The 13,414-nt window shown below is 71.0% G+C and carries 17 protein-coding genes; 11 read left to right on the top strand and 6 right to left on the bottom strand.

Features of this window, described 5'->3' with window-relative positions; all coding sequences use genetic code 11:
* Positions 1-685: 685 nt before the first annotated feature.
* The 4 genes from ACFVIU_RS13285 to ACFVIU_RS13270 form a co-directional block, all read right to left on the bottom strand.
* Positions 686-1,891: a PP2C family protein-serine/threonine phosphatase gene (locus ACFVIU_RS13285; protein WP_385842459.1), complete on the bottom strand. Its 1,206-nt coding sequence runs from the start codon at positions 1,889-1,891 to the stop codon at positions 686-688.
* A 407-nt stretch (positions 1,892-2,298) separates the two neighbouring features.
* A complete protein-coding gene (locus ACFVIU_RS13280) occupies positions 2,299-2,667 on the bottom strand; it encodes a hypothetical protein (protein WP_351092570.1) in 369 nt (122 codons plus the stop codon).
* The gene (locus tag ACFVIU_RS13275) at positions 2,664-3,335 is read right to left on the bottom strand and encodes a hypothetical protein (RefSeq protein ID WP_385842458.1); all 672 of its coding nucleotides are present in this window, start codon (positions 3,333-3,335) and stop codon (positions 2,664-2,666) included. Before ACFVIU_RS13275 ends, ACFVIU_RS13280 begins: the two co-directional genes overlap by 4 nt.
* Positions 3,326-3,901: an RNA polymerase sigma factor gene (locus ACFVIU_RS13270; RefSeq protein ID WP_171151366.1), complete on the bottom strand. Its 576-nt coding sequence runs from the start codon at positions 3,899-3,901 to the stop codon at positions 3,326-3,328. The genes ACFVIU_RS13275 and ACFVIU_RS13270 overlap by 10 nt, the downstream gene beginning before the upstream one ends.
* Positions 3,902-4,054: 153 nt before the next feature.
* On the opposite strand from ACFVIU_RS13270, the gene ACFVIU_RS13265 reads away from it, so the two are divergent.
* The 7 genes from ACFVIU_RS13265 (at position 4,055) to ACFVIU_RS13235 (ending at position 8,415) form a co-directional block, all read left to right on the top strand.
* On the top strand, positions 4,055-4,546 hold the full coding sequence (locus ACFVIU_RS13265; protein ID WP_385842457.1) for an Asp23/Gls24 family envelope stress response protein: 492 nt from the start codon (positions 4,055-4,057) through the stop codon (positions 4,544-4,546).
* An 84-nt stretch (positions 4,547-4,630) separates the two neighbouring features.
* Positions 4,631-4,798 (top strand): hypothetical protein, encoded by a 168-nt coding sequence (locus tag ACFVIU_RS13260; protein ID WP_030645371.1) that lies wholly within the window; start codon positions 4,631-4,633, stop codon positions 4,796-4,798.
* Entirely contained in the window at positions 4,795-5,202 is a 408-nt protein-coding gene (locus ACFVIU_RS13255) for an Asp23/Gls24 family envelope stress response protein (RefSeq protein ID WP_385842456.1), read from the top strand. Before ACFVIU_RS13260 ends, ACFVIU_RS13255 begins: the two co-directional genes overlap by 4 nt.
* A 112-nt stretch (positions 5,203-5,314) precedes the next feature.
* The gene (locus ACFVIU_RS13250) at positions 5,315-5,941 is read left to right on the top strand and encodes a DUF6286 domain-containing protein (RefSeq protein WP_385842455.1); all 627 of its coding nucleotides are present in this window, start codon (positions 5,315-5,317) and stop codon (positions 5,939-5,941) included.
* 28 nt (positions 5,942-5,969) lie between these two features.
* The gene (locus ACFVIU_RS13245; protein WP_353757239.1) at positions 5,970-6,578 is read left to right on the top strand and encodes an alkaline shock response membrane anchor protein AmaP; all 609 of its coding nucleotides are present in this window, start codon (positions 5,970-5,972) and stop codon (positions 6,576-6,578) included.
* Between the two features lie 85 nt (positions 6,579-6,663).
* Positions 6,664-6,819 (top strand): DUF6131 family protein, encoded by a 156-nt coding sequence (locus tag ACFVIU_RS13240; protein ID WP_099054839.1) that lies wholly within the window; start codon positions 6,664-6,666, stop codon positions 6,817-6,819.
* A gap of 354 nt (positions 6,820-7,173) precedes the next feature.
* Positions 7,174-8,415, top strand: a complete 1,242-nt coding sequence (locus ACFVIU_RS13235) for a PP2C family protein-serine/threonine phosphatase (RefSeq protein WP_385842454.1) — start codon at positions 7,174-7,176, stop codon at positions 8,413-8,415.
* 62 nt (positions 8,416-8,477) lie between these two features.
* On the opposite strand, the gene ACFVIU_RS13230 is transcribed toward ACFVIU_RS13235, so the two are convergent.
* Positions 8,478-9,083: a DUF5994 family protein gene (locus tag ACFVIU_RS13230; RefSeq protein ID WP_385842452.1), complete on the bottom strand. Its 606-nt coding sequence runs from the start codon at positions 9,081-9,083 to the stop codon at positions 8,478-8,480.
* Between the two features lie 344 nt (positions 9,084-9,427).
* Between ACFVIU_RS13230 and ACFVIU_RS13225 the strand changes: the two genes are divergently transcribed.
* From ACFVIU_RS13225 to ACFVIU_RS13210, 4 genes are all read left to right on the top strand, one after another.
* Complete coding sequence (locus tag ACFVIU_RS13225) at positions 9,428-10,117, top strand: DUF5994 family protein (protein ID WP_385842451.1); 690 nt, start codon at positions 9,428-9,430, stop codon at positions 10,115-10,117.
* A 3-nt stretch (positions 10,118-10,120) separates the two neighbouring features.
* Positions 10,121-10,441, top strand: coding sequence for a hypothetical protein (locus ACFVIU_RS13220; protein WP_385842450.1), 321 nt, complete (start codon positions 10,121-10,123; stop codon positions 10,439-10,441).
* On the top strand, positions 10,429-11,292 hold the full coding sequence (locus tag ACFVIU_RS13215; RefSeq protein ID WP_385842449.1) for a slipin family protein: 864 nt from the start codon (positions 10,429-10,431) through the stop codon (positions 11,290-11,292). The genes ACFVIU_RS13220 and ACFVIU_RS13215 overlap by 13 nt, the downstream gene beginning before the upstream one ends.
* A gap of 119 nt (positions 11,293-11,411) precedes the next feature.
* A complete protein-coding gene (locus ACFVIU_RS13210; protein WP_385842448.1) occupies positions 11,412-12,680 on the top strand; it encodes an ATP-binding protein in 1,269 nt (422 codons plus the stop codon).
* 39 nt (positions 12,681-12,719) lie between these two features.
* Here the strand turns inward: ACFVIU_RS13210 and ACFVIU_RS13205 are convergent, their stop codons facing one another.
* Positions 12,720-13,205 (bottom strand): DUF5994 family protein, encoded by a 486-nt coding sequence (locus ACFVIU_RS13205; protein ID WP_385842447.1) that lies wholly within the window; start codon positions 13,203-13,205, stop codon positions 12,720-12,722.
* Between the last annotated feature and the right edge of the window lie 209 nt (positions 13,206-13,414).

Here is a 13,414-nt window from a genome sequence, read left to right as displayed (position 1 = left end):
GGCACCGGCCCGCTCGGGCGGTCTGAACCGTGATGGCGCCTGGAACTCGGCAAGGCCCCTATTGGGACACGCCCTGTGGCTCGGTGACAGCAGAAGCCAGCCCGCAACGACGGTCGACAAGCCTGTGACTGGACACTTCGGTCAAAGATCTCAAGAGTCAGACCCCCGTCCGGGACGGCATCGCTCAACCGTCCCATCGATCCCGGCGTATCGGCACCTACCGACCACAGCCGGATGGCTTCGCCCGAACCAATGCCCAACCTGGCCGGAGCAGGCTGAGAATGAGCTGACTCCCCGCCCACTCGCGACCGGCAATGACAGACAGCCGTCTGGGCCGCCTTACGGTCGCCCTCCATCGGCCATCGCACGAACGGCTTCGAGCCCTCATTCTGGTGCACGGTTGTCCGCAGTCATGGCGCGGGCTGCCAAAGAGGCTGCCTAGCAACTCGGCAAAGGCACCGGCGAGTGCTTGGGAACTCGGTCTACTCGAGTAACGGGGAACAGCAGCACCGCACGAAGGGGCGCCCGCGTGGAAGGCATGGCGCATGTGGGCGCTGCCGGACCCGATGCTCGCGGCCCCCGTCACCGACCCGGCGCCGCCCGATGGGTGGGCCGCCGAGGAGAAGTGGGACGGTTCTCCAGACACCTCGTGATGTCTCATTCGCGTTGGCACCGTTCACCCAGGTCACGACTGGTCCTTCGTGCGTGCGGCTGAGGCTTGCCGGGTGTCTGCGCCGCTGCTGACGTGCCGCTGGGTCTCCTGGGGGCCGTGCCAGTCCAGGCAGACGGCGGTGGCATCGTCTTCGAGCCGGCCGTCGGCGGCGTCCCGGACCGCGGACGTCAGCGCCAGCGCGGTCTCCCTCGGGTGCAGATTCCGGGTGCACCCCAGCAGGGCGGGCAGATCGACCTTCTCTCCGTGACGTTCGAGCATGCCGTCGGTGAACATGAGCAGACGGTCACCGGGCCGCAGGTCGAGGTCCTGCACACGGTACGGGTGGGGAGTCAGCTCAGACAGCCCGAAGGGATGGTCCACCTCGCAGGTGATCGTCTCCACAGCCCCGTCGCGCATGCGCAGCGGCCAGGGATGACCGGCGTTGACGAATTGGGCCCGCCCGGTATGGAGATTGATGCGCAGGAGCTGCCCGGTGGCATGACCGTGGCCGTGTTCGATCAGTGCCTGGTCTGCCCGGTGGGCCTGTTCGGCCAGGCCGGTGCCCGCCCGGCGGGCCCCGCGCAGGGCGCCCACCAGGACCGTGGCGGCCAGGGCGGAATCCATGTCGTGGCCCATGGGATCGGTCACCGACACGTGCAAGGTGTCGCGGTCCACGGTGTAGTCGAAGGTGTCGCCGCTGAGGTCCTCGGAGGGCTCCAGGTTCCCGCACAGGGTGAACTGTGCGGCCTCGCACGACAGCGACAGGGGCAGCAGCTGGTACTGGATTTCAGCCGCCAGGGTGGCCGGCTTGGACCGTTTGCCCCAGGTGTAGAGATCGGTGAAGCGGCCGTTGGCGATCACGATGTAGGCCAGGATGTGGGCGGCTTCCCCGACTGCGTCGAGCACGTCCTCGCCAGGGCCGGTCGGCAGGAGCAGTTCCAGCAGCCCGATCGCATCCCCGCGGTTGGTGACGGGCACGATCACCCGCTGCCCCTCGCCGGTCGCGTCCTGATACAGGCGCTGGGTACGGATCACCTCCTCGTAGACACTGCCGAACAGGGGAACCCGCTCGGCCTGCCGCCCACCCCGAGTGGGAGCGGTGGACAGCCGAGCCACCGCCTTCCCTGTCAGGTCCACGATGAGGAAAGAGACCTTAGTGGCCTCGAAACGCCGCCGCAGGTCCTCCGCGATCACGTCGACGGCGTCCGCCGGCGCCGCTGTCTCCGCTGCTGTCAGCAATCGAGTGAGCCCACTTTGTCCACCGCTCACGACCGCAGTCCCTTCCGCACCCCCCCCACCAGCTTGGTAATCACCGCAGTGAGCGTCAATCCGTGAACACTCACGCTCCGGCGTTCGCCCGCGGACGGGGCCGCCACGGCTGCTCTGTACAAAAGCGGCTCGACAGGCCGATGTCTTATGCGACACGCCAGAGTCTGGAGCTCCATGGTGGGCGGGCTTCGACGGGCACGTCCGGAGGAGTAACTCACAGCCGGTCACCCCGTACGGGAGCCGGATCGTCGGCGGCACCGAGGCTTGAGCCGCGACCACCCATGTAGGACTTCCGGACGGGGAGCAGCGCGCTCCCACGGTCGGCGACCTGCCGCTTGCCGAACGACGGTTCGTGGGGCCTGTGCCCGCGCCGCCGCTCATGCCGCGTCGCGCCAGGCGGCGATACCGGTCACCGTGACCGCGACGGTGACCGGCTCCGCGGCACCGTGGGTGGCGAGGTGGGTGACGAGGGCGGCTGTCACCCGGTCGTGGACGTTTCGGGCGATGTCCAGCGCCCGCCGACCCTCCGTCAGGACGCAGCGCACCTCGATGTGCCATCCCGAACCGTCCGGCGCCCGGTCGGCGCGTACGCCGGCCTCAGGTGGCGTGGTGTCCGCCCGGGTGGGCGCGGCGGCTGCCGCGAGGCGCCGGGCGAGGCGGGGCTGCAGGGCGGCCACGCCAGGAACCGCGAGGGCTGCCTCGGCCGCGACGCCGGGGAGCGCGGTGGTGCCGGTGGCGGTCATCATGCGCCACCGCCCGTCGGAAGGCGGGGACCGAGGGTCGGTCCCGGTTCCAGTACGTCGGCCACGGTGATATCGACGGCTGTCACCGTGAGCCCCAGGTCCTGTCCGGCCGAGTGGAGGACCGATCGGCGTACCTGGTGGACCCGGTCGGGCAGCGGGCGGTCGAGGGCGGCGGCCAGGGTCATGGTCACCCGCACGTCGGTGCCGTTGCCCTCGTGTACGAGCCGGCAGGTCGCGGCCCTGGCACCGGGGACCGTGTCCGCGGCCCGCCTCAGCACCTTGGCCGCGGCGCTCTCGGCGATCCGCAGGTCCCGGTCGGGGTCGGCCAGGGGCAGCAGCCGCCCGAACCGGACCTCTGCCCTGACGACGTCCATGACCCGGTCGGCGAGTGCGTGCAGGCCCGGAGGGTCCTCGTCGCGCAGCGTCCGGGTGGCCGCGTTCACCGTGGCCAGTCCCTCGACCGCCTCTCGGCAGTATGGACAGGACACCGGGTGCGGGTCCGCGGCCGGTGGTGCGTCCCGCGCCTGTTCCCAGACCCGGCTGAGCAGGCGGCCGCAGGGCAGTACCTCATCGCCTGCGATCGGGGGCACGTCGGCGGCGGCCCAGCCGTTGCGGGGCCCGCCGGCTCCGGGCGGTTCGGGAGGCCGCGTGTGCGGGTCGTCTAGCGCCATGAGCCCATCGCCTCCTGCAGGGATCGGCGTGCCCTGAACAGTCTGCCGCGTACCGTCTGCTCGTCGGTACGCGTCACGTGCGCTATCTCCTTGTAGGGCAAGCCCTGCACCTCCCTCAGGATCCAGCAGACCCGCTGTCCGGCGTCCAGCTCGGCGAGCGCGCGGAACAGGGCGGCCATGGCCGCGTCCTCCTCGGCGGTCCGGGCGGGCTGGCTCCACGCGTCGCCCGCCGCGGGTTCGGCGACGGTGTCCAGGGAAAGAGGCGGCGGCCGTCGGTGGCACATGGTCTGGCAGCGGTTGACGGTGATCCGGTACATCCAGGTGTGGAACTCCGCCCTGTGGCGGTATTCCGGCAGGTGGCGCCAGGCGCTGACGAAGGCGTCCTGAACGGCCTCCTCGGCGTCCTGGGGGTTGCCCAGCATGCAACGGGCCAGGGTCAGGAGGGACCGGCTGTGCCGCTGGACGAGAACGGCGAAGGAGTCCTCGTCTCCCTCGGCCGCCCGTACCGCCAGCAGGCGGTCGGGCAGGTCGCACCCCAGTCGTGGGGAAGCAGTGCGTTCGATCATGACGCTCCCACGCAGGCTCGGAACGATCGTGTACCCCTGATACGAGTTGTGACGCACATCACATGCCAGACGTGTGAGGATTGTGCCGCCCGGTATGTCCAACGTTCGACGGGCACCATTCCGGTGTCCGGCCGACCGATCGAGGCGACCGCCATGACGGACAACATCACCAGCGTCGGTGGGGGCAGCCGGCCCGAAGCGGGCGTGAGCGCGCTCAAGGGCCGCACCGGGGCCGGGGCTCCGGCCGAGACACGGGGCAGGACCACCATCGCGGACGGTGTGGTGGCCAAGATCGCGGGCATGGCCGCCCGCGAGGTACCGGGCATCTACAACCTGGGAGCGGGGATGGCCCGCGCCTTCGGCGCCATGCGGGAACGCGTCCCCGGCGCGGGCGGAGGCGGAGCGGTCACCCGCGGCGTCAAGGTCGAGGTCGGGGAACGGCAGGCCGCGGTGGACCTGGACGTCGTCGTCGAGTACGGCGTCTCCATCGTCGACGTCGCGGGCGGCGTACGCACCAACGTCATCAGCGCCGTGGAGCGGATGACGGGCCTGGAGGTCGTCGAGGTGAACATCGCCGTCGACGACGTCCACCTGCCCGACGACGAGGAGGAACAGACCGAACCGGACGAGGGCCGCGTGAGGTGACCGCTGCCGGGAGCACCGCCGTGTCCTCGGGCCCGAGCGGATGATCACGGTGAGAGGGACGCTCGCGAGACGGGTGAGTGCGAGATGAACACAGCAACGACGGGACTCGCGGCCGGCATGGCCCTCGGCTTCGCCGGCTACTTCGGCGGCTTCTGGGCCTTTCTGCTGGTGCTGGTCCTGGGTGCGGCAGGGCTGATCGTCGGCCTCGTCGTACAGGGCGACCTGGACCTCCGGACACGGAGGCAGCGGTGAAGACCCGGCCCGGTTCCCCCGGTGAGGGGTCGGGCCCGCCGGCGCCGGCCGCCGGGCTGCCGCTCCCGGCCGAGCGGGGCGCAACCGTCATCCCGGACAGGGTGGTCGCCCGCATCGCCGCGCAGGCCGCGCGCGCGGCGCAGTCGCGGCGCGCCGCCGTACCGCCCGATCGGGGCGGACCCGCGGCACCCCACGCCTCCGCCGCCGTCCGTACCGGATCGGTGCGCCTGCATCTGACCATGGACCTGCCCTACCCCACCGACATCCCCCGTGTCTGCGAGCGGATCCAGCGGGACGTCGCCGAACGGGTCGCCCAGCTGACCGGGCTGCGAGTGGGAGAGGTCCTCCTCACCGTCCGGCGGCTGGTGACCGCCACCGACTCGAGCCGGGGGCGGGTCCGGTGAGCGGCCGGGCGGCCCGGGTCACCGGGCACGCCGTGCAGGAAGGGCGATCGTGATGACATCCGGTCCACGTCCCCCGGGCCGCGGCTCCGCGTCGTCCGCGCACCGTGCCGCGGTGCCGCTGACGAAGGAGCCCGATCCTCCCGAACGCGACGTGTCCACCTCGGACGTCACAGCCGGTGAGCGCGAAGGAGGGCACCGAACCCGTCGCAAGTGGTCGGCACGCAGCGTCACGGCGGCGCTGGTCGCCGCGGTGATCCTCGCGGCCGCGGTCGCGACGCTCGTCGACGTCGTCGCCGTACGGGCGGGACGTCCGGCCGCGGCCTGGCGACGGCACCTGGCCGACGAACTGGCGACCCGCCCGGTGGACGACGTGTGGATGCTGACGGGGGCCGCCGTGGCCGCCGCCGTCGGCGTCTGGCTGATCGTCCTGGCCCTCACCCCCGGTCAGCGACGCTGGCTGCCCCTGCGCTCACCCGCCGGCTGCCCGCGATTGCGGGCCTTCGTGGACCGCAACAGCGCCGCCGTCCTGCTGCGCGACGCCGCCATGCGGGTCCCCGGAGTCGGCGCGGCGCACGTCCTGGTGGGCCGCCACCGCATCAAAGCCCGCGCGGACGTCCGCTTCCGAGACCCCCGACAGGTGAAGGACGACCTCACCGCCGTCCTCGACGAGGAGCGCGACCGGCTCGCCCTCGCCCGTCCTCCCCGCATCGCCGTACGGGCGCGGCGACGCACCCGCTGACACAAGACCCGCAGCACCGGAGCCCGCCATGACGCCGCGATCCGCCCTCAACCGCACTCTGCTGGCCCTCGCCGGACTGGTCCTCCTCGGCGGCGGACTGCTCATCCTCTTCGCCGGGCTCGACCTCTACCGGCGGCACGATCTGGCCCCACCCGCCGGCTGGCCCCTGACCACCCCGGCCGACGTCCTGCTCGGCTCCGCCGACCGGGCACGCTGGAGCAGCCAGGGCTGGTGGTGGTGGCCCGCGGTCATCGCCGCCCTCGTCCTCACCGCCCTGCTCGCCCTGTGGTGGCTGCTCGCCCAACTGAGCCGACACCGCCCCGGCTCACTACCCGTCGGCGGCACACCCCCGCAGGAAGGCGTCGAACTGCGCGACCGCGCACTCAGCGAAGCGATCGCGAACGAAGCCGGTGCCCTGCCAGGGGTAGGCCATGCGGCCGTACTCATCACCGGCCGACCGGGCCGCCACCGCACCCGCATCAAGCTCACCCTCACCCCCGAGGGCACCCCCGGCGCCACTCTCGGTGCCCTGTGCGAAGGCCCGATCGGCACCGCGCGTCGGTCCACCGGCCTCATCGACATGCCCGCCGAGGTCCGCCTACAGGTCAGCCGCCACGGACCACACCGCGTGGAGTAAGGAGGAGATCGGCCGTTCCCGCCGACGCCCTTGCGGCCCACCGCGGTCCGCGGGCGCGCCGACACCACTCCCCGAAGGAGAGATCATGATCATCCTGGGCGTCATACTGCTCGTCGTCGGCTTCCTCACCGGCCTGTCCATCCTGTGGACCATCGGGATCATCCTGCTGGTCGTCGGAGCCATCCTGTGGATCCTCGGCGCGATGGGACACGCCGTCGCCGGCCGACGCCACTACTGGTAGTCGGAATCGTCGCCCTGCAGGGCAGTGATCCAGGCTGCGGGCAGGCCGGCAGACGTCGCGGACCCCACCAAGACGTTCCGCGGCGGCGGACGACGGCGGCGGCGGAGAGGTCGAGCCGGCTGAGGCCGCCGCCGATGCCGGCCAGCCGCCGAGGCTCGACCGGGGCGCGCCCGGTGGCCGTTGTGCCGGTCCTCGCCGCACGAGCGCACGGCCGACTCGTTGGGGAGTCGGTGGATCGGCCCCCACGATCCGGGCGGAAGTTCCCCACCGCGTCGGCCCGTGAGTCTCCGTCGGGAGTTCGTATGCACAGCACCTTCGTGAGGATCCGCCCGAACGTCCCCCGGGGCCACGGCGATGGCGGGCGGTGAGCGGCAAGGACCCGCGGAAGGCTCCACCCGGTCGGAGTGCTTCGGGGAGGAGTTTCTGGGAGTCCTGCTGGACCAGGGGCACGAGTTGCCGCCGCACCAGCTCGGTCCGCTCGTCGCACGGCAGATCGGCAGGCTCGACGGCCGCGAGACCTCTATCTTCCTGCAGGACTACGGCCAGGTGTGGCTCGTCCCCCTGCCGGGCGACGGGCTGGCGGCCGGGGAACCGCAGCCGATCGACGCCTCCGACGCCGGACGCGCCTTCCGGGAAGCGCGTCCCGTCGAGGTTTCGCAGGCCGACGGTGTGCGGGTCTATCTGCCCCTGCTGGACGGTGGCGACCAGGTGGGCGTCATGGCCGTCACCCTGGACCGTCTCCAGGACGACGAGCGACGGCTGCTGCGCAGGCTCGCCTCACTCGTGGCCGACATACTGGTGACCAAGCACGGTTACACCGATCTGTTCTTCCGGCTGCGCCGCAGAGAACCGATGAGTGTGGCGGCGGAGATCCAGTGGTCGCTGCTGCCACCGCTGGCGATGTCCACGCCCCGGGTCGAGCTGGCCGGGATGCTGGAACCCGCCTACGACGTGGCCGGCGACAGCTTCGACTACGCCCTCAACGGCGATGTCCTGCATGTGGCCATGGTCGACGCGATGGGCCACGGACTGGACGCCGCCACGATGGCCACGGTGGTCATCGGAGCCTACCGGCATGCCCGGCGCATCAGCGTCGGCCTGTCGGAGATCTATACGTTCATGGACCGGGCCGTCGCCGATCAGTTCGGCCCCGACCACTTCGTGACCGCTCAGATGATGCGGCTCAACACGGCAACGGGCAGGCTTCAGTGGGTCAATGCCGGACATCCCGCTCCTCTGCTGATCCGTGGACACCGTGTCGTACGACGGCTGCAGGGCCCGACGACGCTGCCCGTCGGCTTCGGCGGTCACGAGCCCCGGATCAGCGAAGTGGCTCTCATCCCCGGCGACCGGATCCTGTGCTTCACCGACGGACTGATAGAGGAGCGCGATGTCGGCGGTGAGGAATTCAGTGAGGAGCAGCTCTTCGGGTGGGTGAACCGCCTTGAGCCCACGGCGCAGCAGATCCGGACGGTGGCACGCTCCCTCTCCCACACGCTGCGACGGGCGCGGGGCGGGATCACGACGGACGATGCGACGCTCCTGCTGATCGAATGGCGCGGGAGCGCCACCGACGACCTCGCCCTCCCGGAGTGAGCCGGCCTCCCGCCCCCAAGGAAAGGCCGACGGCACGCAGCCTTTCCCCCACCGCCGATCTCTCACACTCCTGCTGCCGCGGTGGGCACGTGACGGGTGACCGGTCCGTCAGGAGTGCGTGAGGCGGGGTGGGGGGCGTCGTGTCCGCCTTCGGAGTCCCAGACCGCCTCCCGGAGCGAGTCCGAGTCGGCCGCTGCCTCTGCCGCGGCCCGGAAACGTTCGGCCTCATGGATCAGGCCGGTCGCCGTGAGGCTCCGCGACGGGTCGGTGGCCGTGGCCATGAGCCGGGCTGCGGTGGCCGGGGCTGTCTCCGGTGGGATCACCAGCAGGTCCCAGCGGCCGAAGGTGTGGGACAGCAGCAACAGCTTGTGCGGGTCCTGCCCGGCGTTGGACCAGCCGACGCGCACCATGTGGCCGTGCGCGGGCACTTCACCCGGGATGACCGGCCACAACGTGCGGCTCACCGCTATCCGGGTGATCCGCCCCCACAGCGGCTCGAGACATTCGACGAGCGCCGGGAGCTCCTCCGTCAGGTTGCGCGAACGGGGCCACCAGGCACCGTCGATCAGGGCCGGAGGGGCGCCGGCCCGCGCCAGCGTGAGTCGGAGCGGTGACGAAGAAGGGGCCCGGTCTCCGACTGCGGGTGTGAACGGAATGGTCGCGGTCATGACGCGGACCCAACCCCGGGCCGGTCACGGCCGGCCCGGTTGCCATGAATCGCCGAGAACGACCCGGCGTGGAAGCCGGTGTACGAGATGCTCTCGGTAATCACCAGGATACTCCTCGCCGAGGCCCGGCGGACTGGCGGGGAGTGACGGGCTGAACGGAACGACACACGTCACAGAGCCAGGGGAGTGCTGGGCCGGGGCATGCGGGCCGTCGGGCGTGAGACCGGTCCGGGAGCCGGCATACCAAGGGCCCCGGCGCCCTCGGCCCACTGCCGCCGGTATCGACGGCCGCTTCGCCGAATGCGGCGGCGTCTCCACAACCGCCCCGGCGTGTGCGGAGTACCGTGGACAGCACCGAGGGCATTTCGCACACCGGCTTCCACGCCGGGTCGTTCTCGGCGAGAGATGAAACCCGGGTCGCCGCGAAGGCGGCCCGGAGACGGGTCCGCATCATGTCGGCGACCTTGCACCAACTCCTGCCACACCACGAGCCCGTCTCAGCCCCGGCCGTGCGTCTCGCGCTGAAGACCGACGGCCCGTCGCGCGGCCTCCTGGACGGTGCCTGGTGGCCCCGCTCCCGAGACCTGCTGAGCGAGCTGCCCGCACTGACCGATGTGCTGGACCCTCTGTGGGGCCGCATCACCCGCATCGCCGTCAACCCGAAGTACTGGCCGGTCATCCCGCACGAGATCCCCGTGGGCGGTCATGTCGTCAAGGTCGGATGGTTCACCCCGGAGATCGACCCGCACAAGCTGCTGCTGCTCTCCTACGGCACCGGCCGCTGGGACCTGCTGGTCATCCCGCCCGAGACCGAGACGGAGTCGGCGGCCCGCCTGATGGCGGCCGCGTCCGACTACGACGGTCCGCCGCTGACCGCAAGCGCTCTCATCGCCGCGGACGAGACCCGGCACGCCGTCTCCGCCGCCGACCGGCCGCTCGAACCGGACGAGCCAGGGAAGTACGAGAGCGGCCCCTCCTCTGCGGCCGATCCGGCACAGACCGGTCGCGTCAGTCGCCTGATCATCGGCATGTGAGACATGAGCACCTTTTTGACGACCAGCGTCTTCCTGGTCCTCATCGCAGCGGCGGCGTCCGTGATCCACCGGCTCAACTTCGAGCAGGCGGAAAGGATCGCCGTGCACCGGTACAGTCGCGCGCTGCCCGGCGGCCCGCGCAGCACCGACACGGCACAACCCCCTGCGACCAGCACCGTCCAGGTCGCCGGCCGTCGGCGCGGTTCGTACCGACGGGTTTCGGCGCTGTCTCACGAACCGACGCAGGCCCATGCAGAGGTCTCGACCGGCGGGTCCCCGCCCCAGGTGGTCCTCGTCCCGAGGAGCAGCACATGCAAGTCGTGATCGTTCTCATCGTCGTGATCGGCCTCCTGGCCGTCCTGGCTCTCGCCCTGTCCGTGAAGGTCGTCAAGCAGTACGAGAAGGGAGTGCTGTTCCGCTTCGGTCGACTCGTCGGAACACGCTCCCCAGGACTGCGGTTCATCATCCCGTTCGTCGATACCCTGCACCGGGTGTCGCTGCGGGTCGTCACCATGCCGATCCAGTCCCAGGGCATCATCACCCGGGACAACGTGAGCGTGGACGTGTCGGCGGTCGCCTACTTCCGGGTCGTCGACGCCGTGAAGTCGGTCGTCGCCGTGGAGAACGTCAACGCGGCGATCAACCAGATCGCCCAGACCACCCTGCGGAAGGTCGTCGGCCGGCACACGCTCGACGAGACACTGTCGGAGACGGACCGTATCAACCTGGACATCCGCCAGATCCTCGACGTCACCACCGTCGACTGGGGTGTGCAGGTCACGCTGGTCGAACTCAAGGACATCCAGCTGCCCGACACCATGAAGCGCGCCATGGCCCGCCAGGCCGAGGCCGAACGGGAGAAGCGAGCGAAGATCATCAACGCGGAGGGCGAGTCCCTGGCCGCAGCCGCGCTCGGCGACGCCTCGGACACCATGATGGCCCACCCCCTGGCGCTCCAACTGCGCAATCTCCAGAGCCTGGTGGAGATCGGTGTCGACCAGAACACCACCGTCGTCTTCCCGGCCCCCCTCATGAGCACGATCGGCGAGCTCGGCTCCTTCCTCGCCCGGGAAACCGCTGCCGCCGCACCCGCCGCGGCAGCGCCACCGGCCGGCACCGGCCGCACCGACACGTCCCTCAGCCCGGCAGGCAGCGCGCCCGGCACCGCGGCGTGAAGCCGACTACGGCCCGAGCGATCCGTGGCACCAGGGAGGATTCGTGACCGTCGCCTGTCGCGCGCATCCTCCGGGCACCGGCTGATGATGGGGGTACGGCCGAACACGCGGAGCTGATCATGACGGGTTGGCGGGTCAGGGACTACACCCAGGACGATCTCGAAGCGGTGATCCGTGTCGACATGGAGAGCGGCACGACCGAGGAGCCGCCGCTCTTCCCACTCTCGGACGCCGTGACGGCCCTCCAGACCCGCCACCCGGCCGTGGTGGCCACGGCCGACGACGTGCTGATCGGCGCCGCGGTGAGCAGGGTGGAGGGCGAACGGGCATGGATCCTGCGCATCTGCATGGCGCCCGGCTGGCGGCAGCACGGGCTGGGGAGTGCCCTGATCACCGCCCTTGAGCAACGGCTCTTCGCCGTCGGCGTCCGCGCGGTGCACGCCGCCCTGCCCGAGGGCGAGACCGGTGCCACCGCCCTGCGCAACTGCGACTTCGGCGCCCGCCCCGGGCTGGTCTTCTTCGAGAAACGCGGACCGGTGACCCCGCAGTCGGCCGGCACGCTGTCCTCGCTCGGAGCGGAGCTGCCGCCAGGGGGGCTGTGGCAGAAGGTCGCGGGCATGCAACGGGAGAAGCAGCTCATCGAGCGGCGCCTGGTCCTGCCGCTGGCCCATCCCGAACTGGCCGCCCAGCACGGAGTGGAACTGCCACGGGCGGTGATGCTGTTCGGCCCGCCCGGGACCGGCAAGAGCACGTTCGCGCACGCGATCGCCAGCCGCCTGGGATGGCCCTTCCTCGAACTGTTCCCCGCCCGTCTGGCCGCCGAGTACGGCCTGGCGACCGGGCTGAACCGGCGCTTCGACGAGATCGCCCGGCTCGACCACGTCCTCGTCTTCATCGACGAGGTCGAGGAGGTCGCCGGCGAACGCGGCGGCGCGGACGCGACCGCTGTCGGCGTCGTCAACGAACTGCTCAAGGCGATCGTCCGGTTCCGCAGCCAGGACGGACGGCTGCTCGTCTGCGCCACGAACAACGTGACCACGCTCGACTCCGCGTTCCTGCGGCACGGCCGTTTCGACTACGTGCTGCCGATCGGCCCTCCCGACCACACCGCCAGGACCGCGCTGTGGGAGAGCTACCTGGCCCGAGCGGGCGCACGGGCCGACAGCGCGGTACTCGCGGCCGCCAGCGAGGGGTTCACCCCCGCCGACATCGCCCACGCGGCACGCACCGTCTCCCAGGCCCAGTTCGAGCGCACCTTCGACACCGGAACCCGGACCACCCCCACCACCGACGACTACCTGGACACGATCCGCGACACCAAGCCCACGGTCAGCGCCGCCATGGCCCAGGACTTCGCCCAGCAAACGGAAAAGTACGCCCGCATCTAGCGTCCAGGCCGATAGGGGAGTCGATCTGCGACGGACGTGTCAGGCCGGCGCAGGAGGCATGCCGCCGCCGGTATCAATGAGGATCTGCCTGGCCTCGGTGACGTTGTCGGCCCGTACGGCCCTGGCCATCGCGGCGCGTGCCGCGTCGGGCGACGTGTCCGGAGGGACCAGCAACAGAGAGAAAAGGTCCCCTTCGCCTCGGGTGATGAGAACGGTGTCGTCACCGACCGGGAAGGAGTCGATGTGCACGACCCGGTCGTCGACCATCACCCGGGTCGGCAGTCCGTCCCAGGCACTGCCGTCCAGACCGACCCGGGTGACAGGCCCGAGATGCTCGGTCAACGCGGAGATCAGCGAGGGAAGCTCGGCACCGATGTCCCGGGACCGCGGCCACCATGCGCCGTCCAGGATTCCCTCGCGTGCGTGTGTCGTCTCCAGCCGCAGCAGGGCCGTCCCGGGGTGCACCGACCGGTGCACGGCGTCCGGCAGGAGCCTGGGGAAGTCGGGGGTGTCTGAGCCTGCCATGGTGTCCGCCCGTCCGCAGAGAGCAGTGCGACCGCACGGCGTGCGACCACGATACGACCCTCCTACCTCACGGTACTCCGCACGACGCGCCCGCGAGCGCTTCGCCGCAGGGCGCGGTTGCGAAAACAGGCAACGGCTCCGGCGTATACCCGCCGGAGCCACCCTTCCGGGTCATTGCACGTGAGCGTGCGCCGACCCGCATCCGTCGT

It is taken from the genome of Streptomyces sp. NPDC127190 (assembly GCF_042672505.1).
Taxonomy (GTDB): domain Bacteria; phylum Actinomycetota; class Actinomycetes; order Streptomycetales; family Streptomycetaceae; genus Streptomyces.
Note: the sequence above shows the minus strand (reverse complement) of the source record. Positions and strands in the feature narration are given on the sequence as shown.

Excerpts from the sequence above, each read along its gene's own strand:
- ACFVIU_RS13280 (WP_351092570.1), bottom strand. The coding sequence starts at position 2,667 with ATGATGACCGCCACCGGCACCACCGCGCTCCCCGGCGTCGCGGCCGAG.
- ACFVIU_RS13275 (WP_385842458.1), bottom strand. The coding sequence starts at position 3,335 with ATGGCGCTAGACGACCCGCACACGCGGCCTCCCGAACCGCCCGGAGCC.
- ACFVIU_RS13270 (WP_171151366.1), bottom strand. The coding sequence starts at position 3,901 with ATGATCGAACGCACTGCTTCCCCACGACTGGGGTGCGACCTGCCCGAC.
- ACFVIU_RS13265 (WP_385842457.1), top strand. The coding sequence starts at position 4,055 with ATGACGGACAACATCACCAGCGTCGGTGGGGGCAGCCGGCCCGAAGCG.
- ACFVIU_RS13260 (WP_030645371.1), top strand. The coding sequence starts at position 4,631 with ATGAACACAGCAACGACGGGACTCGCGGCCGGCATGGCCCTCGGCTTC.
- ACFVIU_RS13245 (WP_353757239.1), top strand. The coding sequence starts at position 5,970 with ATGACGCCGCGATCCGCCCTCAACCGCACTCTGCTGGCCCTCGCCGGA.
- ACFVIU_RS13240 (WP_099054839.1), top strand. The coding sequence starts at position 6,664 with ATGATCATCCTGGGCGTCATACTGCTCGTCGTCGGCTTCCTCACCGGC.
- ACFVIU_RS13235 (WP_385842454.1), top strand. The coding sequence starts at position 7,174 with ATGGCGGGCGGTGAGCGGCAAGGACCCGCGGAAGGCTCCACCCGGTCG.
- ACFVIU_RS13230 (WP_385842452.1), bottom strand. The coding sequence starts at position 9,083 with ATGACCGCGACCATTCCGTTCACACCCGCAGTCGGAGACCGGGCCCCT.
- ACFVIU_RS13220 (WP_385842450.1), top strand. The coding sequence starts at position 10,121 with ATGAGCACCTTTTTGACGACCAGCGTCTTCCTGGTCCTCATCGCAGCG.
- ACFVIU_RS13215 (WP_385842449.1), top strand. The coding sequence starts at position 10,429 with ATGCAAGTCGTGATCGTTCTCATCGTCGTGATCGGCCTCCTGGCCGTC.
- ACFVIU_RS13210 (WP_385842448.1), top strand. The coding sequence starts at position 11,412 with ATGACGGGTTGGCGGGTCAGGGACTACACCCAGGACGATCTCGAAGCG.
- ACFVIU_RS13205 (WP_385842447.1), bottom strand. The coding sequence starts at position 13,205 with ATGGCAGGCTCAGACACCCCCGACTTCCCCAGGCTCCTGCCGGACGCC.